This is a genomic window from Microbacterium sp. PA5, from assembly GCF_049860775.1.
In the GTDB taxonomy this organism is placed as follows: Bacteria; Actinomycetota; Actinomycetes; order Actinomycetales; family Microbacteriaceae; genus Microbacterium.
Genome location: NZ_CP187567.1, coordinates 2551236 through 2573328, shown reverse-complemented (window position 1 = coordinate 2573328; position 22093 = coordinate 2551236). Strand labels below are relative to the sequence as shown.

Annotated in this window: 21 protein-coding genes; 11 read left to right on the top strand and 10 right to left on the bottom strand. The window is 72.2% G+C overall.

Annotated features, from left to right (window positions below; genetic code table 11):
• Nucleotides 1-40: 40 nt before the first annotated feature.
• Nucleotides 41-1201, bottom strand: coding sequence for a mechanosensitive ion channel family protein (locus ACPWUT_RS12205; RefSeq protein WP_425837989.1), 1161 nt, complete (start codon nucleotides 1199-1201; stop codon nucleotides 41-43).
• Between the two features lie 121 nt (nucleotides 1202-1322).
• Between ACPWUT_RS12205 and ACPWUT_RS12200 the strand changes: the two genes are divergently transcribed.
• Nucleotides 1323-1568, top strand: a complete 246-nt coding sequence (locus ACPWUT_RS12200; protein WP_425837986.1) for a glutaredoxin family protein — start codon at nucleotides 1323-1325, stop codon at nucleotides 1566-1568.
• A gap of 36 nt (nucleotides 1569-1604) precedes the next feature.
• Nucleotides 1605-1907 (top strand): Dabb family protein, encoded by a 303-nt coding sequence (locus ACPWUT_RS12195; protein ID WP_284530132.1) that lies wholly within the window; start codon nucleotides 1605-1607, stop codon nucleotides 1905-1907.
• Here ACPWUT_RS12195 and ACPWUT_RS12190 read toward each other — a convergent pair.
• The 5 genes from ACPWUT_RS12190 to aspS all read right to left on the bottom strand — a co-directional run bounded on the left by ACPWUT_RS12190 (nucleotide 1904) and on the right by aspS (nucleotide 7420).
• Nucleotides 1904-3079, bottom strand: a complete 1176-nt coding sequence (locus ACPWUT_RS12190; protein WP_425837983.1) for an ABC transporter ATP-binding protein — start codon at nucleotides 3077-3079, stop codon at nucleotides 1904-1906. The genes ACPWUT_RS12195 and ACPWUT_RS12190 overlap by 4 nt on opposite strands.
• Complete coding sequence (locus ACPWUT_RS12185) at nucleotides 3076-3906, bottom strand: ABC transporter permease (RefSeq protein ID WP_425837980.1); 831 nt, start codon at nucleotides 3904-3906, stop codon at nucleotides 3076-3078. The genes ACPWUT_RS12190 and ACPWUT_RS12185 overlap by 4 nt, the downstream gene beginning before the upstream one ends.
• Complete coding sequence (locus tag ACPWUT_RS12180) at nucleotides 3903-4793, bottom strand: ABC transporter permease (RefSeq protein ID WP_425837977.1); 891 nt, start codon at nucleotides 4791-4793, stop codon at nucleotides 3903-3905. The genes ACPWUT_RS12185 and ACPWUT_RS12180 overlap by 4 nt, the downstream gene beginning before the upstream one ends.
• Nucleotides 4790-5938, bottom strand: a complete 1149-nt coding sequence (locus ACPWUT_RS12175) for an ABC transporter substrate-binding protein (RefSeq protein ID WP_284530125.1) — start codon at nucleotides 5936-5938, stop codon at nucleotides 4790-4792. The genes ACPWUT_RS12180 and ACPWUT_RS12175 overlap by 4 nt, the downstream gene beginning before the upstream one ends.
• 141 nt (nucleotides 5939-6079) lie before the next feature.
• Nucleotides 6080-7420 (bottom strand): aspartate--tRNA(Asn) ligase, encoded by a 1341-nt coding sequence (gene aspS, locus ACPWUT_RS12170; protein ID WP_425837973.1) that lies wholly within the window; start codon nucleotides 7418-7420, stop codon nucleotides 6080-6082.
• Nucleotides 7421-7517: 97 nt separating this feature from the next.
• On the opposite strand from aspS, the gene ACPWUT_RS12165 reads away from it, so the two are divergent.
• The 6 genes from ACPWUT_RS12165 to ccsB are packed head-to-tail and all read left to right on the top strand — an operon-like array spanning nucleotide 7518 to nucleotide 13129.
• Nucleotides 7518-8168, top strand: coding sequence for a DedA family protein (locus ACPWUT_RS12165; protein WP_284530123.1), 651 nt, complete (start codon nucleotides 7518-7520; stop codon nucleotides 8166-8168).
• Nucleotides 8169-8214: 46 nt separating this feature from the next.
• Nucleotides 8215-8847: a histidine phosphatase family protein gene (locus ACPWUT_RS12160; protein WP_284530122.1), complete on the top strand. Its 633-nt coding sequence runs from the start codon at nucleotides 8215-8217 to the stop codon at nucleotides 8845-8847.
• On the top strand, nucleotides 8847-9470 hold the full coding sequence (locus tag ACPWUT_RS12155) for a TlpA family protein disulfide reductase (RefSeq protein ID WP_284530121.1): 624 nt from the start codon (nucleotides 8847-8849) through the stop codon (nucleotides 9468-9470). The genes ACPWUT_RS12160 and ACPWUT_RS12155 overlap by 1 nt, the downstream gene beginning before the upstream one ends.
• Entirely contained in the window at nucleotides 9467-10222 is a 756-nt protein-coding gene (locus ACPWUT_RS12150) for a cytochrome c biogenesis CcdA family protein (protein ID WP_425837968.1), read from the top strand. Before ACPWUT_RS12155 ends, ACPWUT_RS12150 begins: the two co-directional genes overlap by 4 nt.
• Nucleotides 10203-12005 (top strand): cytochrome c biogenesis protein ResB, encoded by a 1803-nt coding sequence (gene resB, locus ACPWUT_RS12145; RefSeq protein ID WP_425837965.1) that lies wholly within the window; start codon nucleotides 10203-10205, stop codon nucleotides 12003-12005. The genes ACPWUT_RS12150 and resB overlap by 20 nt, the downstream gene beginning before the upstream one ends.
• A gap of 5 nt (nucleotides 12006-12010) precedes the next feature.
• A complete protein-coding gene (gene ccsB / locus ACPWUT_RS12140; protein WP_425837962.1) occupies nucleotides 12011-13129 on the top strand; it encodes a c-type cytochrome biogenesis protein CcsB in 1119 nt (372 codons plus the stop codon).
• Nucleotides 13130-13255: 126 nt separating this feature from the next.
• Here ccsB and ACPWUT_RS12135 read toward each other — a convergent pair whose 3' ends face one another.
• Complete coding sequence (locus ACPWUT_RS12135; RefSeq protein ID WP_425837959.1) at nucleotides 13256-15496, bottom strand: YhgE/Pip domain-containing protein; 2241 nt, start codon at nucleotides 15494-15496, stop codon at nucleotides 13256-13258.
• The gene (locus ACPWUT_RS12130) at nucleotides 15493-18363 is read right to left on the bottom strand and encodes an MMPL family transporter (RefSeq protein ID WP_425837956.1); all 2871 of its coding nucleotides are present in this window, start codon (nucleotides 18361-18363) and stop codon (nucleotides 15493-15495) included. The genes ACPWUT_RS12135 and ACPWUT_RS12130 overlap by 4 nt, the downstream gene beginning before the upstream one ends.
• Before the next feature lie 143 nt (nucleotides 18364-18506).
• On the opposite strand from ACPWUT_RS12130, the gene ACPWUT_RS12125 reads away from it, so the two are divergent.
• A complete protein-coding gene (locus tag ACPWUT_RS12125; protein ID WP_425837953.1) occupies nucleotides 18507-19139 on the top strand; it encodes a TetR/AcrR family transcriptional regulator in 633 nt (210 codons plus the stop codon).
• On the opposite strand, the gene ACPWUT_RS12120 is transcribed toward ACPWUT_RS12125, so the two are convergent.
• Nucleotides 19136-20134 carry an o-succinylbenzoate synthase gene (locus tag ACPWUT_RS12120; RefSeq protein WP_425837950.1) on the bottom strand — a complete coding sequence of 333 codons (999 nt, stop codon included), beginning with the start codon at nucleotides 20132-20134 and terminating at the stop codon, nucleotides 19136-19138. The two genes, ACPWUT_RS12125 and ACPWUT_RS12120, sit on opposite strands and share 4 nt — an antisense overlap.
• A gap of 78 nt (nucleotides 20135-20212) precedes the next feature.
• Between ACPWUT_RS12120 and ACPWUT_RS12115 the strand changes: the two genes are divergently transcribed.
• Together ACPWUT_RS12115 and ACPWUT_RS12110 are read left to right on the top strand one after the other, a co-directional pair.
• Nucleotides 20213-20563, top strand: coding sequence for a PadR family transcriptional regulator (locus ACPWUT_RS12115; protein ID WP_284530111.1), 351 nt, complete (start codon nucleotides 20213-20215; stop codon nucleotides 20561-20563).
• A 1-nt stretch (nucleotide 20564) separates the two neighbouring features.
• Nucleotides 20565-21551, top strand: coding sequence for a permease prefix domain 1-containing protein (locus tag ACPWUT_RS12110; RefSeq protein WP_425837947.1), 987 nt, complete (start codon nucleotides 20565-20567; stop codon nucleotides 21549-21551).
• Nucleotide 21552: 1 nt separating this feature from the next.
• Here ACPWUT_RS12110 and ACPWUT_RS12105 read toward each other — a convergent pair whose 3' ends face one another.
• Nucleotides 21553-21735: a hypothetical protein gene (locus tag ACPWUT_RS12105; protein WP_284530107.1), complete on the bottom strand. Its 183-nt coding sequence runs from the start codon at nucleotides 21733-21735 to the stop codon at nucleotides 21553-21555.
• Nucleotides 21736-22093 lie beyond the last annotated feature (358 nt).

The following is a 22093-nucleotide window of genomic DNA, read 5'->3' as shown; positions in this document are numbered from 1 at the left end:
GCGCTTCGTGTTCCGCGGCCACCTGCTCCGGGACCGCCGCTCAGGCGTGCGGGTCGGTGACGACGGGGATCGCCTGCGTGAAAGCGCGGTGGCGCTCCTCGGCCTCGGGCGAGCCGCTGAACACGCCCTCGGCGGGCGCGGACGACTGCGGGGCGCGCGACGGCTTCTCCGCGTTCTCGGCGACGAGCACCCGCTGGGCCGGCAGCGCGGTGGGCGCGGTCGTGCGGAGGTAGGTGACGAGCTCCTCGCGGATGAGGCAGCGCAGGTCGAACAGCTGCCCCGAGTCCGCGGCGCTGACGAGCACCCGCACCCGGATCGACCCGGCGGTGGCGTCGGTGACCTGCACCACGGAGGTCCTCCCGTCCCACAGCGGCGTATCGGCGAGCACCTCGCCGAGACGCGCGCGGATGCGGTCGACCGGGGCGCGCCAGTCGAGGTCGAGGTCCACGGTGCCGAGGATCTCGCTGCCGTGGCGCGTCCAGTTCTCGAACGACTGGGTCGTGAAATAGGTGCACGGCAGCACCAGGCGGCGCTGATCCCAGAGGTCGACGACGACGTAGCTGAGGGTGATCTCCCCGACCCGGCCCCATTCGCCGTCCACGACCACCACGTCGTCGACGCGCAGCGCGTCGCTGAAGACGAGCTGCACGCCCGCGAACACGTTCGCGAGCACCGACTGCGCGGCGAGGCCGGCGACGATCGAGGCGATCCCCGCGGATGCCAGCAGGCTCGCGCCGACGGTCTGGACGGCGGGGAACGTGAGGAGCACGGCCGAGACGGCCACCACGATGATGAGCGCGATGCTCAGGCGCCGGACGATCAGCGTCTGGGTGCGGATGCGGCGGGCCTGGCGGTTGTCGGGGACGTCGATGCGGAAACGGCCGAGCATCGCGTCGGTGGCCACGAGGTCCAGGCTCACGAGCATCCAGGCGACGAGCGCGATCGCGACGATGCCGATCGCGTGGGCGATCACGCCGGCGGCGGGCGCCTCGGCGGGATAGGCGAGCACGAACGCCACCCAGACGGCCAGGAGCGCCGCGAGCGCGCGGAACGGCCGCCGGGCGCGGCGGGTCAGCGCGGTCGCCCACGCCTTCCGAGCGCCGAGCCTCCCGGTCACCACGGTCACCACGATCACCGTCACGGCGGCGACGATCAGGCAGATCGCCAGGGTGATGCCGAACCGCATCCACTCATCCCACATCGGCTCATCCTCTCTCGGCCCGCGAGCGCGGGGGAGCCACCGTAAGCAGAGCACCCCACCCGGACGCAAACCCGACCCGTCGGCGACCCCGCCCGGGGGGAGGATGCGCGAGGATGGAACCGTGACGCGCGTGACGATCATCACCAAGCCCGACTGCCATCTGTGCGACGTCGCGCGGGAGATCGTCGAGACCGTGGTGGCGGAGCTTGCCGAGCCGGAGGGCATCGACGTCGAGGAGCTCTCCATCCTCGACGACCCCGCACTCCATGCGCAGTGGTGGGAGAAGATCCCGGTCGTCCTCGTCGACGGCGCCTTCCACGCGCACTGGCGCGTCTCGCCCGAGCGGCTGCGCGCCGCGCTGACCTGACCCCGCCCGACCGACCGACCAACGAGGGAGATCCCGATGACCATCCGACACGTCGTGGCCTGGAAGCTGACCGCGGAGGATCCCGACACGCGCGCGGCGCAGGCGGCGGAGGTGGCGCGGCGGCTCACCGGGCTGGTGGGCGTCGTCCCGTCGATCCGCTCCCTGTCGGCGGGCCCGAACGCCGCCTACGCGCACCAGAACGTCGACGTGGCGGTGGTCATCGACTTCGACGACGTGCAGGGGCTCGACGACTACCAGACCCATCCCGCCCACCAGGAAGTCGCCGCCTACATCCGCAGCGTGGTCGGCGACCGGATGGCGGTCGACTTCGAGGTCTAGGCGCCGCGGCGGCTACTCGCGTTCGACGACCCCCGCGCCTCCGGTGCATCGACCTCGACACGGGGTCGGACGACCACGGGGGTGTCCGTGAACGCGATGCGCACCACGTCGTCGTAGTCGGCGCGCTCGTCGGCCGCGTGCTGGACGGTCACGAGCGTGCCGTCGCCGGTGCGGACGAGCGTCCGGCGGAAGCTGCCCAGGAACGTGCTCTCCTGCACCGTCGCCGTGACCCCGCCCGTCGCGACGAGCCGGACGTTCTCGGGGCGGACGAAGACCTCGACGGGACCGTCGTCCGCCGGCGCGGACTGCAGCGGCAGGCGCTCCGACCACACGTGCACCTCCCGTCCGCGCACGATGCCGGGCACGAGGCTGGAGACCCCCACGAACGCGGCGACACCGGGTGTGGCGGGACGGAGGTAGAGGTCCTCCGGCGTGCCGATCTGCTCGATGCGACCCGCGTTCATCACGGCGATCCGGTCGGAGACGGCGAGCGCCTCCTCCTGGTCGTGGGTCACGAAGACGGTGGTGATGCCGAGCCGGAGCTGGATGCGGCGGATCTCGTCGCGCAGCTGCACACGGACCTTCGCGTCGAGTGCCGACAGCGGCTCGTCGAGCAGGAGCACGCGCGGCTCGGTGACCAGGGCGCGGGCCAGGGCCACGCGCTGCTGCTGGCCGCCCGAGAGCTGATGGGGGTAGCGGTCCGCCAGGTGGTCGAGGCCCACGAGCGCGAGCGCGTCGTCGGCGCGCCCGGCGGCCTCCCGCTTCGCGACGCGGCGACGCCGGAGCCCGAAGGCCACGTTGTCGATGACGCGCAGATGCGGGAAGAGCGAGTAGGACTGGAACACCATGCCGATGTCGCGCCGGTTGGTCGGGATGCCGGAGACGTCGCGGCCGCCGAGGAGCACCGCGCCGCCCGAGGAGGGCTCCAGCCCCGCGAGCACGCGCAGGGCCGTCGTCTTGCCGCAGCCGGAGGGACCGAGCAGCGACACGAACTCCCCGGGGGCGATGTCGAGACGGAAATCGTGGAGGACGCGGGTCGGGCCGTAGTCCTTCGTGACCCCGCGGAACTCCACGCGGGTGCCCTCGCCGGCGTCGGCCAGGAGGAGGTTGTCGGAGGTGCGGGGCAGAGCGCGGATCGTCCCGGCGGCGGGCGGCAGGTCGGTGGCGGTCATGAGGGGGTCCTTCCGGTACGTGACCGTGCGGCGCGGGAGATCGCGAGGAGGAGGAGGAAGACGAACAGCAGGGACAGCAGGGTGAACATCGCCGAGGCGTAGGGATCGATCTTGTTGGCGACGACCAGCGCGGTCTGGAGGACCTGGCGGTTCAGCAGCGAGGCGATCGTGAACTCGCCCAGCACGACGGCCACGGAGATGAGCGAGGCGGCGAGCAGGCCCTGACGGAGGTTCGGCACCAGCACGTGCACGATGACCTCGAGCCAGCTCGCGCCGAGCGCGCGGGCCGCCTCGGCGAGCGTCTTGAGGTCGACCGCGCCGATCGACGCCCGGATCGACCGGTAGGCGAAGGGCAGCACGGTGATGCCGTAGGCGAAGGCGAGGGTCCAGGCACCGGTGCCGAGTGCCCTCCCGATCTGCAGATAGATCGGGGCGAGTCCGACCACCAGCACGATCGCCGGGATCGAGATCGGCAGCAGGGCGACGAACTCGAACGCGGCCCCCAGCCGCGGGTAGCGCAGCTCGATCAGGATCATCGTGGGCAGCAGCACGATGAGGACGATCAGGACGGTCACGACCGCCAGGACCAGCGAGTTGCCGAGGCCGGTCCAGATCGGCGCCAGCACCTGGGTGTTGCCCGGGTCGAAGACCCGGATCCAGTTGGCCGTCGAGAGACCGCCCGTGAGCGGGTCGCGGAACGTGTACAGCAGCGTCGCGAGGAGCGGGACGGCGAAGAGGACGCCGACGGTCAGTCCGATGGCCCAGCGGGTGGCGCGCGCCGGCTCGAGTCCGCGCGGCGCCCTGCCGGAGGCGGTCGTGGCGTTCACGACTGCCACCGTGCCGCCCGCGAGCGGATGGCCGTGTAGAGCCACATGACGAGCCCCACCACGACGATCATGCCGAGCGCCAGCGCGCCGGCCAGGTTCTCGCGGCCGAGGACGGTCTCGCTCGTGAGCGCCGCGCGGATCTGCAGCGGGACGATCTGGGAGCCCTGACTGGCCAGCGCGGCGGCCGTCGCGTACGAGGAGAACGCGTTGGCGAACAGCAGCAGGAAGCTCGCGAGGAACGACGGCGCGAGGACGGGAAGGCCCACCCGCATCCAGAAGCTCGCGCGGGTGCCGCCCAGCACGAGGTTCGCCTCGGTCCACTGCGGCTTCAGCGCCGACAGCGCCGGGAGGAAGGTGATCACCATGAGCGGCACCTGGAAGTAGACGTAGGGGAGGATCAGCCCGGGGAGCGAGTAGAGCCAGGCGCCCGGCTGGATGTCGATGCCCAGCCCGTCGCGGAGCAGGACCGTCACCACGCCCTGCACGCCCAGGGTGGCGATGAACACGAAGGCGAGCATGACGCCGCCGAACTGGGCGAGGACGCCGGTGGCGGCGTCCAGGGTGCTGCGGACGGCGCCGGTGGGCGGCAGCCCCAGCGCGGCGTAGCAGACGAGGGCGCCGACCACGGCGCCGATGGCGGCCGTCAGCAGGGACAGCCACGTCGTGTTCGCGAAGGCGGTGACGATCACCGGGTCGGCGAGGGCGGTGATGTTCGCCCAGGTGAACGCGCCGTCGCCGTCGAGGAAGCCGGTGGAGATCGCGAGGATCGTGGGGAGAGCGAGGAACAGCGCGAGATACGCGGCGAACGGCGCGAGGCCGAGCCACGCCCACGAGCGCACGCGCACCGCGCGCACGCTCGTGGGCGTCGTCAGGACGTCGGAGGTCACTGGACCGCCGACGCCCACTTCTCGCCGAGCAGCGTGCCGGCCGCGGTGCTCTGCGCCTCGGTCGGCACGACCGTCGTCGCCGGGGCCGTGGGCAGGGCGGCGGCGAGGTCGGCGTCGATCGTTCCGGCCGCGGTCATGGCCTCCATGCGGGCCGGGCGGGCGCCGCCCTTGAGCCAGAGGTTCTGGACCTCGTCGCTGTAGAGGAACTCCTGCCAGAGGCGCGCGGCGGCAGGGTTCGGCGCGTCCTTGTTGATGGCCTGGTTGTAGTACCCGGCGTACCCGGTGCCGTCGAACACGCGCACCTTCCATGCCGGGTTGGTGGTCGCGTGGGTCGCGTTGAGGTAGTCCCAGTCGAAGACGACCGGGGTCTCGCCGCTGGTGATCGTGCCGGTCGTGACGTCGACCTTCAGCAGGTTGCCGGCCTTCTGCAGCTCGGCGAAGAAGTCGATGCCGGGCTGGAAGTCGTCGAGGGTCCCGCCGCTCTGCACGGTCGCGAGCCCCACCGCCGCGAAGGCGGCGCCGGCCTGGGTGGGATCGCCGTTGATGGCGACGGAGCCCTTGTACGCGGCGCCGAGGAGGTCCGTGAGCTCGGCCGGCTCGTCGAACCGGCTCGAGTCGTAGCCGACCGACATGTAGCCGCCGTAGTCGCCGACGAACAGCCCGGAGGGCTCCTTCAGGGCCTCGGGGATGTCGTCCCAGGTCTGCACCTTGTACGGAGCGAAGACGTCGGTGTTCTGGAGGGCGACCGTGAGTCCGAGGTCGAAGACGTCGGGCGCCGTGTCGAGCCCCTCGTTGGTCTGCGCGGCCTGGATCTCCTCGGCGCTGGAGATGTCGGGCGACTGCTCGGTGACCGTGATCTCGGGGTAGCGCTCGGTGAACAGATCGATGATCTCGCCGTAGTTTGCCCAGTCGCGGGGAAGGGCGATGACGTTGAGCTTACCCTCGGCCTTCGCGGCGGCCTCCAGGTCGGCGAGGGTGCCGAAGTCGGCGAGGCTCGTCGCCGTGGCGGCGTCCGAGGTGGCGGCGCCGTCGGTGGAGCCGGCGCCGGGCGTGCCGGCATCGGTGGCGCAGCCCGCGAGGGCGAGGGCGGCGGCGGTCGTCAGGGCGAGGGCGACGCCCAGGCGTCGCGCACGGGTGGTGGACATGTGGTTCCTCTCGGGTGTCGCACGGGCGCGCGCCGGAAGGCGCTGCTCGTGCGGGGACGAGAGGAAGCTACGGACGCCGGGTGACCACCGGAGGCGCGTCGGGTGAACCGGCGGTGACCGTCCGCTGACGGGTCGCGGACGTCAGGGAGCGAGGCGTGTCGGACCGCGGAAGAGGTAGGTGACCTCGCGGATGGAGTCCTGACCGAGCAGCAGCATGAGCACGCGGGCGAGGCCCATGCCGAACCCGCCGTGCGGCGGCGCGCCGTAGCGGAAGAAGTCGAAGTAGAACGCGAGGTGCTCGGGGTCGAGCCCCTTCTCGCGCGCCTGCACCTCGAGGACGTCCACGCGGTGCTCGCGCTGCGCGCCGGTCGTGATCTCGACGCCCTTGTAGAGGAGGTCGTACGACTTGGTGAGCCCGGTCTCGGGGTCGCGCATGTGGTAGAACGCGCGGATCTCGGGGTGGTAGTCGGTGATGAACACGAACTGGTGCCCGTACGTCTCCTCGACGTGAGCCGAGATCTGCCGCTCGCCCTCGGGGTCGAGGTCGCCGTCGGTGCGGGGGATCTCGTACCCGCGCGCCTTCACGATCTCGCGCGCCTCGGCCAGCGGGATGCGCGGGAACGGCACGGCGGGCACGACCACGTCGATGTCGAACAGTTCCTTGATCTCGTCGCCGTGCTTGTCCTTGACCGCCTGGATCGCGGTCTGCAGGAGCTCCTCCTGCATCACCGCGACGTCCTCGTGCGAGTCGATCCAGCTGATCTCGGCGTCGATCGAGGTGAACTCGGTCGCGTGACGGCTGGTGAACGACGGGTCGGCGCGGTAGACGTCGCCGATCTCGAAGATCTTGCCGAAGCCGGCCGACTGCGCCATCTGCTTGAAGAACTGCGGCGACTGCGCGAGGTAGGCCGTCTTGTCCTCGAAGTAGGGCACCTCGAACAGCTCGGCGTTGGACTCCGAGGCCGAGGCCATGAGCTTCGGCGAATGGATCTCGATGTAGTCGCGCTCGATCCAGTAGGACCGCATCGCGTGCTCGAGGGTCGTCTGCACGCGGAAGACGAGGTTGTTGCGACGCTGACGCAGGTCGAGGAAGCGCCAGTCCATGCGCTTGTCGAGCCCGCTGTCGGCGGCGATCGGGGTCTCGGGGAGCGCGGCGGCGGCGATCTCGAGCGCGCCGATCTTGATCTCCACGCCGCCGAGCTTGACGCGCTCGTCGTGCTTGAGGTCGCCGGTGACGGTGAGGAAGGTGCCGGTGGTCAACTCCGAGATGAGCGCCGTGAGCGCGAGCGCGTCGGCGTCCTGGGCGGGGTTCTCGGGGTCGGGACGGGTCGCGGGGTTGACCAGCTGCACGGCTCCGGTCTCGTCGCGCAGGATGACGAACTGGACCTTCTTCTGATCGCGGACGGTCTCCACCCATCCGGACACCGAGACGGCGCCGTCTTCACGGGACTGCAGCTGGCTGACGAGAACGCGTTCACTCACAATCGGCCAGTCTACGCGGCGGGGCGCGCCCGGCCCGCCCGCCGGTGCACGGCTCCCGTACAGGTTCTGGAAACCTTCGACCTCTACCGTCGAGGGCATGGCGGCGGCATCGGACGGATCCTGGCTCACGACGCTCGTCGACGCGGTCGTCTCCCTGATGGACGTCATCGGCGCCCCGGGCGCGGGCATCGCGATCGCGGCCGAGAACCTGTTCCCGCCGCTGCCGAGCGAGGTGATCCTGCCGATGGCGGGGCTCGCGGCATCGCGCGGCTCCTTCAGCCTGGTCGAGGCGCTCGCCTGGACGACGGCCGGATCGGTCGTCGGCGCGTTCCTCCTCTACGGGATCGGCGCGTGGCTCGGTCTCGGCCGGCTGCGGTCCCTCGCCGCGCGGGTTCCCCTGCTGCATGTCGAGGACATCGACCGCACGGTGGCCTGGTTCGCCCGCCACGGCGGCAAGGCCGTGTTCTTCGGACGCATGATCCCGATCTTCCGGAGCCTCATCTCGATCCCGGCGGGCGTCGTGCGGATGCCGATGTGGCGGTTCGGTCTGCTGACCCTGGCCGGATCGGCGGTCTGGAACACCGTGTTCGTCCTGGCGGGATTCCTCCTCGGCGAGTCCTGGCACGTCGTGGAGACCTACGCCGACATCCTCCAGTACGTGGTGATCGTCGGAACGGTCGCGGGTGTCGGGTGGTTCCTCGTGACGCGGGTGCGCCAGCTGCGCGACCGGCGCGCGGACCCCGCCTGACCCGCTCCCAGCCCGCCCACAGAACGCGCCGCCGTAGACTGAAGGCGTGCCCGCCCACCGCCTCCACCTCGTGCGCCACGGCGAGGTCCACAACCCGCAGCGCGTGCTGTACGGGCGGCTCCCGAACTTCCGGCTGAGCGATGACGGCCGCCGCATGGCGCGGGCCGCCGCGGAGCACGTCCGCGACCTGGGCCGCCCGGTGGCGTCGCTGACGGTCTCGCCGCTGCAGCGCGCCCGCGAGTCCGCGGAGCCGTTCGCGGAGCTGTTCGGGCTCGAGCCGGTGATCGACGAGCGCATCATCGAGCCCACGAACGTGTTCGAGGGGCGACGGATGCGGCGCGCGCTCATGAACCCGCTCAACTGGCACCACCTGCGCGCGCCGGCTCTCCCGAGCTGGGGCGAGCCCTACCTCGAGGTCGTGGCACGGATGGACGCCGCGATGCGCGACGCGTGGGAGGCGGCGCCCGGCGACGCCGACGTCGTGCTGGTCTCGCATCAGCTGCCGATCTGGATCACGCACCTCGCGGTCGCCGGCCAGCCGCTGCGGCACGACCCGCGCCAGCGGCGCTGCGCGCTGTCGTCGGTGACGACGTTCGAGCGCGACGGCGAGGGCTGGCGCGAGGTCGCCTACGCGAGTCCGGCGACGACCTCCGGCGCGATCGACGTGGGGGCCGTGTGATGAGCAGGATCTCCCGTTCCGTCAGGCACCGCCGCCTCACCGCGTCCGTCGCCGCCCTCGTGCTCGCGACGACCCTCGCCGCATGCAGCAACACGGCCACCGGGATCGCCGAGGGCTACAAGCAGGGCACGAATCAGGGCTACGTCAGCGGCGACGGCAGCGTGCAGGAGATCCCCGTGTCCGAGCGGGGCGAGTCGCTGACGTTCACCGGCACGGCCGTGGACGGCTCGACGGTGAGCGACGAGGACTTCGCCGGCGACGTGCTGGTGCTGAACTTCTGGTACGCCGGCTGCGGCCCGTGCCGTGTCGAGGCTCCCCTCCTGGAGTCGGTGTCCGGGCAGACCGCCGATGCCGGAGCGCACTTCCTCGGGGTGAACATCTACGACGGCCCGGAGCAGGCGACGGCGTTCGAGAAGACCTACGGCGTGACCTATCCGTCGCTGCTGGCCCGCGAGGACGCGGACCTCAAGCTCGCCTTCGCCGCGTGGACCCCGCTCAGCGCGGTGCCGATCACGCTCGTCCTCGACACGCAGGGACGGGTCGCGGCGCGGTTCATCGGCGCGGTGCAGAGCGAGTCGATCCTCCGCACGATCGTCGACGACGTGCTCGCGGAGGACGCGTGAACCCCGGAGCCGTCGTCTTCGACGGAGCGCTGTGGCTCGCCCTGCCGATCGCCCTGCTGGCGGGCCTGGTGTCGTTCCTCTCGCCGTGCGTGCTGCCGCTCGTCCCGGGCTACCTGGGCTTCCTCGGCGGCGCCACGACGGCCTCGGCACCGCGCGGCTCCGGCGCCCGCGACGGCCGCGGGCGGCTGCTGCTGGGGGTGCTGCTGTTCATCCTCGGGTTCACGCTCGTCTTCGTCGCGATGGGGGTCCTCGCGGGCACCGTCGGCCGGTTCTTCGTCGAGTACGGCGATCTCCTGACCCGGGTGCTCGGCGTCGTGGTCATCCTCATGGGGCTCGTCTTCCTCGGCGTGTTCGGGATGGCCCAGCGCACCCTCAAGCCGCAGGTGCGCGGCGGGCTCGGGCTCATCGGGGCCCCGCTCCTGGGCGTCGCGATGGGCATCGGGTGGGCCCCGTGCATCGGACCGACGTACACGGCGATCCTGTCCATCTCGCTGACCCAGGCCGATCCCTGGCGGGCGGTCGTGCTCGCCGTCGCCTACTCGCTCGGGCTCGGGATCCCGTTCCTGCTCATCGCGCTCGGCGTCGGCTGGGCGGCTCGGTCGACCGCGTTCTTCCGCCGCCACATCCGCGTCGTCAACATCGTCGGAGGGGTCCTCCTCATCGTGCTGGGTCTGCTCATGGTCACCGGCGCGTGGACCGCCGTCATGTCGTCGCTGACGGGGGTGATCGGCAGTGTCCAGCTCCCGCTCTGAAGCCACCCGCACCGGCCGCGGCGAGTCCGGCGAGTCCGACCCGCTCCGCCCCGACGACCACGCGGACTCCGCGGACTCCGCCGACGCGGGCGACGCGGGACGGCGCGGTGCCGCCTCGGCGCGGCTCGGGGTCGTCGGCTGGCTGCGGTGGGGGTGGCGCCAGCTGACCAGCATGCGGACGGCGCTCGTCCTGCTCCTGCTGCTCGCCATCGCCGCGATCCCGGGGTCGATCGTGCCGCAGCGGACCGCCGACCCGAACGGCGTCACCCAGTGGCGCACCGACAACCCGGACCTGTATCCCGTGCTCGACGGGCTGCAGCTGTTCGACGTGTACACGTCGGTGTGGTTCTCGGCGATCTACATCCTCCTGTTCATCTCGCTGATCGGGTGCGTCATCCCGCGCACGAAGCACCACTGGAACGCGATGAAGGCGCGCCCGCCGCGCACGCCCGTGCGGCTGTCGCGTCTCGACGACCATGTCGAGACGGTCGTGGAGCTGCCGCGCGACGCGGACGCCGGTGCCGTCGCGGCCGATGCCGTGGCGCTCGCCGAGGCGCAACTGCGCTCCTCCGGCTACCGGGTCGAGCGCTACGACACGGGGACGACCGCATCGGTCTCGGCGGAGCGCGGGTACCTCCGAGAGACCGGGAACCTCGTCTTCCACGGGGCGCTCGTCGGGGTCCTGCTGTCGGTCGGCATCGGCGGTGGGCTGACCTACACCGGGCAGACCGTCATCGCCGAGGGCGACAGCTTCGTCAACTCCATCGGTCTCGGCTACACGTCCTTCAACCCGGGCCGCTTCGTCGACGTCGAGAACCTGTCGCCGTACGCGCTCACCCTCGACCGCTTCGACGTCACCTACACCGCCCTCGGCGAGGCCGGCCAGGGGCAGGCAGGCGACTTCGCGGCCCACCTCACCGTCACCGAGCCCGGGCAGCAGCCCCATGCGGGCGTCGTGCGGGTGAACCACCCGCTGGAGCTCGCCGGAGACCGCATCTACCTCATGGGCAACGGCTACGCCCCGACCATCACCGTGCGCGACGCGGCGGGCGAGATCGTCTTCCGTGAGGATGTCGAGTTCCTGCCGCAGGATGCCAACATGACCTCGCTCGGCGTCGTGAAGGTGCCCGACGGGCTCCCCGAGCAGATGGGGCTCGTCGGCTTCTTCTACCCGAGTGCGGCGTCGCTGCACAGCGGCGCGCTGACCTCGGCCTTCGGTGACCTGCTGAACCCCGTCCTCACCCTCGACGTGTACGTCGGCGACCTGGGGATCGACGACGGGACACCGCGATCGGTCTACGCGCTCGACACGGGCGGCATGGAGCAGCTCACCGGTCGCGCGATCGACGTCGACTCGCTCGAGCTCGCGCCCGGCGACACCGTCGACCTCCCGAACGGCCTCGGCACCGTGACCTTCGAGGATGCGACCGCCGACGGCGCGCCCGAGGCCGTGAAGCGCTACGTGTCGCTGTCGGTGCACCGCGACGTCGGGGCGCCGTTCGTGCTGGTCTTCGCGATCCTCGCCCTCGCCGGCCTCCTGGCCGCCCTCTTCGTGCCGCGCCGTCGGCTGTGGGTGAAGGCGACCCCCGAGACGACGTCGACCGGAGCTGCCGCGCTGCGGATCGAGTACGCGGGCCTGGCACGCGGCGAGGACCCCGCGATCGCCGCTGCGGTCGCCGACCTCGCCCGCTCCCACGGCGTCGCGGTCGCCGACGTGCTCGGCTCCGACGACCGACCCGTCCCCGACGGCCCCGCTTCCGACCCCGACCCGAAAGTAGACTGAACCGCATGCCCGACTCCGGTCTGTCGCTCGAAGACGTCTCGTTCCTGCTCGTCTGGACGGCCGTCGCCATCTACGCCCTGGCGTTCATCGCCTACGCCGTCGACCTCGCCCGTCGCAGCGACCTCGCCGTCAAGGCGAAGGACGCCGCCCAGCCGTCCGCCGGGCAGCGCGTGCTCGTGGGCGCGACGGCATCGACCGGGGGGTCCGGCCGCGGCGGCGCGGGAGCGGCGATCGAAGAGATGCGGGCACAGGAGGCGGCCGCGCTGGCCGACCTCGAGGCGCCGCTCGGTGCGCGCAAGCGGTACGTGTGGGCGCGGATCGGCACCTCGCTGACCGTGCTCGGGTTCCTGTTCCACCTCGGCGGCGACGTGCTGCGCGGCATCGCGGCCGGGCGGGTGCCGTGGGCGAACAACTACGAGTTCGCGCTGACCGGCACGCTCCTCATCGTCGCGGTGTACCTGGCCGTGCTCCTCCGCTACGACCTGCGCTTCCTCGGCTCGTTCATCACGGGGCTCGTCGCCGTCTTCCTCGGCGGCGCCGCCCTCGCCTTCCACGTCGACGTCACGCCGCTGGCCGATCCGCTCAAGAGCGTCTGGCTCGTGATCCACGTGTTCGTCGCCTCGCTGGCCACCGCCTTCCTCGCCCTGGCCTTCGCGCTCTCGGTGCTCCAGCTGCTCCAGGAGCGGCGCGAGCGGCTCGCGCAGCCGTCCTCGCTCGCGACCGCCGGGCCCGCCTCGGCGGCGGAGGCGGCCCCCGCGGCGGATGCTCCCGCCGCGCACGGACGGATGCGGTTCCTGCGCACGATCCCGAGCGCCGACGCGCTCGAGTCGCTCGCCTACCGCTTCGCGATCATCGGGTTCATCTTCTGGACCTTCACCCTGATCGCCGGCTCGATCTGGGCCAACGACGCGTGGGGCCGGTACTGGGGCTTCGACACGAAGGAGGTCTGGACCTTCGTGATCTGGGTGCTCTACGCCGGCTACATCCACGCCCGCGCGACCCGCGGATGGCGCGGCAGCCGTTCGGCGTGGCTCTCGATCGTCGGATTCTCGGCGGTGCTGTTTAACTTCGTCATCGTGAACATGTTCTTCAAGGGGCTGCACGCCTACAGCGGCCTGAGCTGATCCCGCGTCCGCCCCGCAGCCGGCACCGCGAGCCGACAAGCTCCGACCCAGCCGACACGTCGCGTGCGCGCGAATCGTGTCGGCTGGGTCGTGGGATGTCGGCTCGGCGGAGGTGCCGGACCTGGCTCAGGCGAGCGCGGGGGCGGACAGGAGCGCCCGCGCGCTGGTCGTCCGCCGCCGCGCGACCGCCACGATCGTGGCGAGGAGGGCGAGGCCGGCCCACACGATCAGCCCGACGAAGCCGGCGGTCACGCCGCTCGCGGGAGTCAGGGCCGCCAGCAGGGCGGTGTAGGCGGGGCTCGTCGGCATGAGGCCGGCGACCGAGGACAGCACCCCGGGGACGGTCGACACGACGCCGGTGGCGACGGCCAGGACCCCCACGAGCGCCGAGATCCAGCGGCCCGCACCGCCGAACACGGCGACGAGCGCCTGATTGACGGCGGCGAAGGCGACGCCGGCGACGACGGCGAGCACGGCGAACACCGCCCAGTCGCCCCACTCGTAGCCCGCGGCGAGCTGGACGACCCCGGCCACCAGCAGCCCCTGCGCGGCGCCGATCCCGGCCGCGGGTGCGAGGTTGCGCAGCGCGAGGGCCGCGGAGGATCGCCGTGAGCTCAGCGCGTGCCGGGGCACCGCCTGCAGCGCGATGAAGGATCCGAGAGCACCGAACCAGAGCGCGAGCGTCGCGAGCAGCGGCACGGCCGACGCTCCGAACAGCGAGGAGCCGATGCCCTCCGCGGCCACCGGGTCGGCGACGACGGAGGCCAGGTCGGTCGCCTCGGCGTCGGTGTAGGACGGGACGGCGGTCGCCGCCTGGTCGAGACCGTCGGCCAGGGAGCTCGTGCCGTCGGCGAGCTGCTCGACCCCGCCCGCAAGATCGTCGGCTCCGCCGGCGGCGTCGCCCGCCCCGGAGGCGAGTTCGTCGGCGCCGGAGGCGGCGGTGCCGGCGCCGTCGGCGAAGGCCGCCGCGCCCGAGGACAGCTGGGAGGCGCCGCTGGACAGCTGGTCGGCGCCGTCGGCGAGCCCGCTCGCCCCGGAGGCCAGCTGATCGGCGCCGGTGGCGAGCTGGTCGGCACCGTCGACGGACTCGTCGAGGCCGCCGGCGATCTGCCCGAGCCCGGATCCCAGAGCTCGCACCGAGTCGGCGATCGTGGTCAGCTGGGCGGCGAGCTCCTGCGGGGCGGCGTCGGCGAGCTGGCCGAGCCCGCCCTGGCTGTACTCGGCCAGGGTCTGCGTGCCCGCGGCCGCCTGCGCGGCGCCGCCGGCGGCGGCCTCGAGTCCGGCCAGCTGATCGCAGAACGAGGGATCGGCGCCGGACGCCGCGCACTGGTCCGCGAGCTGGCTGAGGCCGCCCGCGACGCCGGATGCTGCGCCGGCCGCCGTCGTGGCGGTGGCGGTGGTCTGGGCTGCCAGGTCGGTGAGCTCGGCGGGCACGATGCCGGTCGCGAGCAGCTCGTCGGCGCCGCCGTCGACCCCGTCGGCGATCCGCGTGGCACCGCCCTGCGCGTCGCGCGTGGCGGCGGCGAGCTGGTCGAGTCCGTCGCCGAGGGCGCCGGCGCCGTCGGCGACGCCGGAGACGCCCCCGGCGATCCGGCCGGCGCCGTCGGCGATGCCCGACGCTCCCGAGGCGACGCCCTGGGCGCCGTCGCCGAGCTCGGCCGCGCCGTCGGACAGATCGTGGATGCCCGAGGCGAGGTCTCGGGTGCCGTCGGCGAGCCGGGTGATCCCGTCGGCCAGCGACACCGCGCCGTCGGCGGCGTCTCCGGCGCCGTCGGCGAGCTGGGTCGCTCCGTCGGCGGCCTCGCCGAGTTGGTCGCCGAGGGTCGTGAAGCCGATGAAGACGTTCTCGAGGTAGGTCTCCGAGAGCTGGCGCCCCATGATCGTGGCGGCCGTCTGCGTCACCTGCGCGGTGATGGCGTCGTCGACGATGAGGCTGTCGGGCGCGGTGGCGACCGAGATGGTCGCCTGCTCGGGCGTGCCGCCGGGTGCGGTCGAGGTGGCCGCGGCGGAGAAGCCCTCGGGAATGGTGATGACGGCGTCGTAGGTGCCGTCGGCCAGGCCCTCCCGCGCGTCGTCGGTGTTGGAGATCGTCCAGTCGAGGTTGCTCTCCAGGTCGTCCGATCCCTCCACGAGACCCGCGGTGAGCTGCCGGCCGAGGGGGACGTACTGATCGTCGATGGTGACCGGCTCGTCGTTGTTGACGATGGCGGCGCGCATGCCGTCGAGGCGGTCGACCGGGTTGTAGAGCGCGGCGATGAGGATGCCGCCGATCACGACGGGGAGCAGGACGACGCCGAGCAGCGTCACCCAGGTCACGGGTCGGCGCGACCGGGCGCGCTCGAGGGTCGTCGCGGGCAGAGCAGTCATGACATCACCTGTGCAGAGGAGGGCGGTTCGGGGGTGGGGAGCACGACGGGCGCGGCGGACAGCGCGAGCGGCGTCACGGTCGGGCGGTGCGCATCGGCGAGGAGGTCGAGCGCGGGTCCGTCGCGCCGGGCCGTGGCGACCACGGTGAGCGGCGAGCCGGCGTCGCCGCGCCGCTCCCTCACGGCGACGGCCGCATCCCGCAGGAGCGCCGCCGCCTGGTCGCGATCGGCGCCGGTGAGGCTGTCGAGGCCGTCGACGACCACCAGGCGCGTGCCGCCGGCCAGCGCCCGCCGCAGCTCGCGCACGGGCTCGGGCGAGCCCTCCAGCAGGGCGACGCCCACGTGCGCGCGCACCCAGGCCGCACGGCCGGGCAGCAGGTGGCCTGCGACCCGGAGGCGGCCCGTCACCTGGGTGGCGCCGCCCGCGGCGAGCCGTCCGCCGACCATCAGGGCGAAGGCGCGTGCCGCGCGCGGGTCGGGGGAGGTGACGAGCAGCGTCCCACCGTGCGCCACCCGGAACGAGACCCCCGAGAAGAGGGTCACCTCGCCGGCGTCGCGTACCTCCGCGGCGCGCACCGCCAGGTCCTCGCCGACGAGCGGGGTGGTACCGGCGTCCTCGGGCCAGTGGGCCAGCGCGAGCTCGCGTTCGACGGCTTCGCCTTCGATGTCGAAGTGGGGCAGGACGCGGTCGAGCCAGCGCGGCATCCACCACGCCCGCTCGCCCAGGAGGGTCATGACGGCCGGGACGAGCGTCATCCGCACGAGGAAGGCGTCGACGGCGATGCCGACCGCCAGCCCGAGCGCGATCGGCTTGATGGAGGAGTCGCCCTCGGGCACGAAGGCGGCGAACACGGCGAACATGATCACCGCGGCGGCGGTGACCACCCGCGCCGAGGCGGTGAACCCGCTCCGGACCGCGGCGATGGCCGTGGCGCGCTCGGCACGGCCGCCGCGGGCGCGACGGGTGTGGACGAAGTCCTCCCGCATGCGGGACACGAGGAACACCTCGTAGTCCATCGCCAGCCCGAACAGCACGCCCATGAGGATGATCGGCATGAAGCTGATGACGGGGCCTGTCCGCGTCACGTGCAGGAGGTCGGCGAACCAGCCCCACTCGAACACCGCCGCGACCACGCCGAACGCGGCCGCGACCGAGAGCAGGTAGCCGGCGGCGGCCTTGACGGGGACCCAGATCGAGCGGAACACGATCATCAGGAGGATGAGCGACAGTCCGACGACGAAGAGGCCGAAGGGCAGGAGCGCGGCGCCGAGGCGGTCCGAGATGTCGATGCCGACGGCGGTGAAGCCGGTGACCTTGAGGTCCACGCCGTACTCGTCGAGGAGCCGGTCGTGCTGCGCCCGCAGCTCGCGGACGAGGTCTGCGGTGGCGGGGTCGTCGGGGGCGGTCTCGGGGACGATCTGGATGAGTCCCGTGTCGGCCGTCTCGTTGGGGGTCGCGAGGGCGACCTCCTTGACCCCGGGCACCTTCTCGATCTCGGCCTTGAGGTCGGCCATCAGCCCCAGCGGATCGGTCGAGGTGACGATCGTGCCCGTCATGATGAGCGGGCCGTTGCTGCCCGGCCCGAAGTGCTCGGCGGTGAGGTCGTAGGCCTGGCGCGCCTCGCTGGAAGGGGGCTGGACGCCCGCGTTCGGCAGCGCCAGGTGGAGGCTGGCCGCCGGGACCGCCACGACGCCCAGGCCGATGACCACGGCGAGCGTGGTGACGACGGGGCGCCGCGTGACGGCCGTGACCCAGCGCTCGGCGAACCCGCGCGCGGGCTTCGCGGCACGGGCCGCCGCTCGCCGGGAGGCGCGGCGGGAGGGCCGCGGCCAGCCCGTCACGCGGCCCTTCGCGAACCCGAGCAGCGCGGGGGTCAGCGTGAGGGCCACGACGACGGCGATCGCGACGGCCACCGCGGCGGCGATGCCCATCGTGGTGAGGAACGGGATGCCCGCGAAGCCGAGCCCGATGAGCGCGATCAGCACCGTCACGCCGGCGAACACGACCGCGGAGCCGGCGGTGCCGGTGGCGCGGGCCGCCGACTCCTCCGGATCGACGCCGGTGCGCACCTGGTCCTGGTGGCGCGCGACGATGAACAGCGCATAGTCGATCCCCACCGCCAGACCGAGCATGATCGCGAGCATCGGGGTGGTGGAGGAGATCGAGGCGAACGCGGTCGAGACGTAGATGAGCGCGATCGCGAGAGCGACGCCGATGAGGGCGCTCGCGAGCGGGAACCACGCCACCGCCAGCGAGCGGAACGTGACGATGAGGACGAACAGGGCGATGAGCACGCCGACCGCCTCGATGAGGCTCAGGGCGGGTACGGAGGTGGAGAAGAGGTCGCCGCCGATCGCCACCTGCGACCCGTCCGGGAGGGCGGCGCGCGTCTGGTCGGCGACGGCGGTGAGCGCGTCCTTGGTCTCTGCGGACACGTCGGTCGCCTGTCCGTCGAACTGCAGGCGCACAATGGCCGCCCGGCCGTCGTCGGAGACGAGTCCGTCGACCATCTCGTCGAACGGGTCGGTGACGGCCAGCACGCCGTCGAGTGCGTCGAAGTCGGCGATCGCGTCGGCGATCACGCCATCGACCGGGGCCTCGTCGACGCGCTCGCCGTCGGGCGCGACCACGACCAGCTGCGCACTGGTGCCGCTGGCCTGCGGGAAGGTGCGGTCCAGCAGTGCGATGCCCTCCTGGGCCTCGGTGCCGGGGATGGAGAACGAGTTGTCGGTGCCCTTCACGAAGCCGGTGGCCATGCCGACGCCGACGGTTCCGCCGACGACGGCGAGCAGGAGGAGCCAGGACACCAGGACGCGCCACGGGTGACGGTACGACCAGCGGCCGAGGGAGTACAGCAGTGTGGACACGAGCGCTCCGGAGGTGATCGGATCAGGACGGATCGATACAGCGATGTATCCGATACATAGATGTATCGTAGAGGCGTGCGAGGCCGCAAGGCTGAGGATGAGGTGAGAAAGTGGAAGCGACGACGACGGGGTGGGAGGCACGCATGACCGACATCGGTGAGCGTCCGGCATCCCGCCGCCGCGAGCAGACGCGGGCGCGCCTTCTCGACGCCGCCCACGAGGTGTTCGCCGAGGTCGGCATGGACGCGGCGTCCGTCGAGACGATCTGCGAGCGGGCGGGGTTCACCCGGGGCGCCTTCTACTCGAACTTCGAGTCGAAGGAGGAGCTCTTCCTCGCCCTCATCACCCAGCTGGCCGAGGCCAAGCTCGAGGAGGTCGCCGGCCGGGTGCGGGACCTCGATCCCGCCGGGCTCGCCGACCCGTCGGGGCTCGTGCGTCAGGTGGTCGGCGCCTCGCTGGGCGAGCGCATGGAGCCGCAGCTGATCAGCGAGATCCGCACGCAGGCGCTGCGCGACGAGCGCCTGGCATCCGCGTACCTGGCGTGGCAGGAGGCGATGCGCGACCGCGTCGAGGGCATCATCTCCCACGTCGTCGACGGCTTCGGACTGCGCCTGCGCCTGCCCCTCGGCGAGACGGCGCAGCTCCTGCTCGACGTGTCGGACGACACCTGCACGCGGGCCACCCTCGAAGGCCGCTCGCAGGCCGAGATCAACGAGCTGCTCAACGCCCGACTGGAGCGGCTGGTGGTCGCGCTCGTCGAGGCGCCCGGCGTCTAGCCCGCGTCCTCACCCGCGGCGAGGAGCGCGTGGCACCGCTCGAGCCGGGCCAGCCACCACTCGCGCCGAGACGGATCGGCCGCGTGGCGCGCCAGCAGGTCCTTGTCGACCTCGACGCGACGCGCCTCGATCCGGCCGGCCCGGGGGAGCAGGGTGTCGGCCGTCACGTCGGCGGCGAGCAGGGCGGCGGTGCCCAGGCCGCAGTCGTAGTCGAGGTCCGGCAGCGACGCCGCGAGCAGGGCCCCCATGGAGAGTCCGACACTCGTGTCGAGGGCGCTGGAGACCACCACGGGGAGGCCGGCGGCCTCCACGATGGCGCGCGCGCGGGCGATGCCGCCGAGCGGCTGCACCTTGACGACGAGGAGGTCCGCCGCCCCGGCGCGGGCGACCTCGAGCGGGTCGGAGGCCTTGCGGACGCTCTCGTCGGCGGCGATCGGGATGTCCCAGTCGGCGAGACGCCGGCGGAGCTCGGCCAGCTCGCCGACGCTCTCGCAGGGCTGCTCCGCGTACTCCAGGTCGAACTCGGCGAGCGCGTGGAGGGCGCGCTCGGCCTCATCGACGTTCCAGCCTCCGTTGGCGTCCACGCGGATGCGCCCCTCGGCCCCGAGCGCGTCGCGCACGGCGCGGACGCGCGCGACGTCGTCGGAGAGGTGCTGACCGCGCTCGGCCACCTTCACCTTCGCCGTCCGGCATCCCTCGAAGCGGGCGAGCACCGCCGGCACGCGTCTCGCCTCGACGGCCGGGATCGTGGCATTGACCCGCACGGCGTCGCGCACGGGCGCGGGCTGGGGACGCCAGCCGAAGTCGATGGCCGCGCTCAGCCAGGTGGCCGCCTCGCGGTCGTCGTACTCGGTGAACGGGGAGAACTCGGTCCATCCCTCCGGTCCCTCCACGAGCAGGGCCTCCCGCAGATCGACGCCGCGGAAGCGGGAGGTGAGAGGGAGGGCGACCACGTGCGCGGCGTCGCGCAGCTCGGTCAGCGAGGGGATGCTCATGCACCCATCCTGGCGTGCTTCGTACACACAGCACTGTGTCCTTGACTATAGTGTGTGAAACACAGTACAGTGTGAGCCATGAGCGATGAGGACATGCCCGATGTCGACGGGCAGACGATCCACCTGCAGGAGCTGCGCCGCGGCACGGTCGTGCTGGCATGCCTGCGACTGCTGGTGGAGCCCGGGTACGGCTACGGGCTCCTCGAAGCGCTCCAGGCGCGCGGCTTCGACACCGACGCCAACACGCTGTACCCACTGTTGCGCCGCCTGGAGAAGCAGGGGCACCTGACCAGCGAGTGGAACACCGACGAGGCGCGGCCGAGGAAGTTCTACCGCACCTCCGCCGAGGGGCGGCGCCTGGCCCAGGCGCTCACCGACGATTTCCGCGCGATCGCGGTCGCGATCGACGCACTCCCCGAGGAGGACTGACATGAACGACACCCGTACCCCGCCGGCCTCGGCCACGCTCACCGAGCGCTACGTCCAGGCGGTGACCCGCTCCATCCCGGAGTCGCAGCGGGGCGACGTCGCCGCCGAGCTGCGCGGCCTGATCGCCGATCAGCTCGATGCCCGCATCGAGTCGGGCGAGCCCGCGGACACGGCAGAGCGGGCCGTGCTCACCGCACTCGGCGACCCCGACAAGCTCGCCGCCGGCATGATCGACCGCCCGCTGCACCTCATCGGCCCGCGCTACTACCTCGACTGGTGGCGGCTGCTGAAGCTGCTCCTGTGGATCGTGCCGCCGATCGCGGCGTTCGGGATCGCGCTCGGGCAGACGCTCGCCGGTGCACCGCTCGGCGCGGTGATCGGCTCGACCATCGGGGGCACGCTGACGGTCGTCGTGCACCTCGCGTTCTGGACGGCCCTCGTGTTCTTCATCATCGAGCGGTCCGAGGGAGCCGGCACGAAGGCGGACGGCGTGACGAGCCCGTGGACGCTCGACGATCTGCCGGAGCTCCACGCCACCCGCGCGCGGTTCGCGGACATGGTCGTGAGCCTGGTGTTCCTCGCGCTCGCCGCCGCTGTCCTCGTCTGGGATCAGCTCGTGGGGCTCGTCTACGTCGACGAGCGCTGGATGTCGTTCCTCGACCCCGGACTGTGGCCCTGGTGGATGGGCGGGCTCCTCCTCGTCCTCGCCATCGAGGCGGCGTTCCAGGTGGTGCTGTACGTCAGCCGGCGCTGGACGGCGGGTCTGGCCGTCGCGAACACGGTGCTGAACCTCGTGGTCGTCGTGCCGGCGATCTGGCTGCTGTCGCAGGACGCTCTGCTCAACCAGGACTTCTGGCTCACGGTGGTGCCCGCGCCCGACGCGACGAAGGTCTACGGCATCCTGTCGGTGCTCACCGGGTTCGGCATCGGCGCCATCGCCCTCTGGGACACGATCGACGGGTTCCTGAAGGCGCGCCGCGCACGCTGAGTCACCCGCCTTCTTCGGGCGGCTCGGGTGGCCGGGGCGGCCGCGCGGAGTCGCGCCGGCGCCTCACGACGGCGTACACGCCCCACGCGATCGACAGGGTCGCGAGGCCGATCGCCCAGACGACGTCCCGCGATGCGATGCCGAGCACGACCGCGAGGGCGAGGCCGACTGCCGCGATGATCATGCGGGGTCCGTAGTCCGATGGTGATGCCTTCCCGTCCATGAGCACCCCCAGAGCGCAACTGCCACGCCGCCGATCGTAAAACCGAATGGCCCGCCCGCGACCGCAGTGAGCCATGTGTAGCCCAGGGATGTCACGCACTTCTGGATCGCCAACTGCTGTGCCGCTGACGGGGTGAACAGCAAGCCCGCGACGAGCAGAACGCTGGCCAAGGCGACATTCAGGCGGCGCCGGATAGTCGAGTTGGCGGTCCCGGGCGCGGTCATCGCAAGAGTGCGCGTCGTCATGATTAGCTCCCAGATGTCGCGCGTGGAGGGCGGTTGCGTTGCCTCGGTTGCATAGTGCTGGTCGGGGATCATCC

Bases quoted from the DNA above. Each gene is read 5' to 3' on its own strand.
- ACPWUT_RS12205 (WP_425837989.1), bottom strand. From the start codon at position 1,201: ATGTGGGATGAGTGGATGCGGTTCGGCATCACCCTGGCGATCTGCCTG.
- ACPWUT_RS12195 (WP_284530132.1), top strand. From the start codon at position 1,605: ATGACCATCCGACACGTCGTGGCCTGGAAGCTGACCGCGGAGGATCCC.
- ACPWUT_RS12190 (WP_425837983.1), bottom strand. From the start codon at position 3,079: ATGACCGCCACCGACCTGCCGCCCGCCGCCGGGACGATCCGCGCTCTG.
- ACPWUT_RS12175 (WP_284530125.1), bottom strand. From the start codon at position 5,938: ATGTCCACCACCCGTGCGCGACGCCTGGGCGTCGCCCTCGCCCTGACG.
- ACPWUT_RS12165 (WP_284530123.1), top strand. From the start codon at position 7,518: ATGGCGGCGGCATCGGACGGATCCTGGCTCACGACGCTCGTCGACGCG.
- ACPWUT_RS12155 (WP_284530121.1), top strand. From the start codon at position 8,847: ATGAGCAGGATCTCCCGTTCCGTCAGGCACCGCCGCCTCACCGCGTCC.
- ccsB (WP_425837962.1), top strand. From the start codon at position 12,011: ATGCCCGACTCCGGTCTGTCGCTCGAAGACGTCTCGTTCCTGCTCGTC.
- ACPWUT_RS12135 (WP_425837959.1), bottom strand. From the start codon at position 15,496: ATGACTGCTCTGCCCGCGACGACCCTCGAGCGCGCCCGGTCGCGCCGA.
- ACPWUT_RS12125 (WP_425837953.1), top strand. From the start codon at position 18,507: ATGACCGACATCGGTGAGCGTCCGGCATCCCGCCGCCGCGAGCAGACG.
- ACPWUT_RS12120 (WP_425837950.1), bottom strand. From the start codon at position 20,134: ATGAGCATCCCCTCGCTGACCGAGCTGCGCGACGCCGCGCACGTGGTC.
- ACPWUT_RS12115 (WP_284530111.1), top strand. From the start codon at position 20,213: ATGAGCGATGAGGACATGCCCGATGTCGACGGGCAGACGATCCACCTG.
- ACPWUT_RS12110 (WP_425837947.1), top strand. From the start codon at position 20,565: ATGAACGACACCCGTACCCCGCCGGCCTCGGCCACGCTCACCGAGCGC.
- ACPWUT_RS12105 (WP_284530107.1), bottom strand. From the start codon at position 21,735: ATGATCATCGCGGCAGTCGGCCTCGCCCTCGCGGTCGTGCTCGGCATC.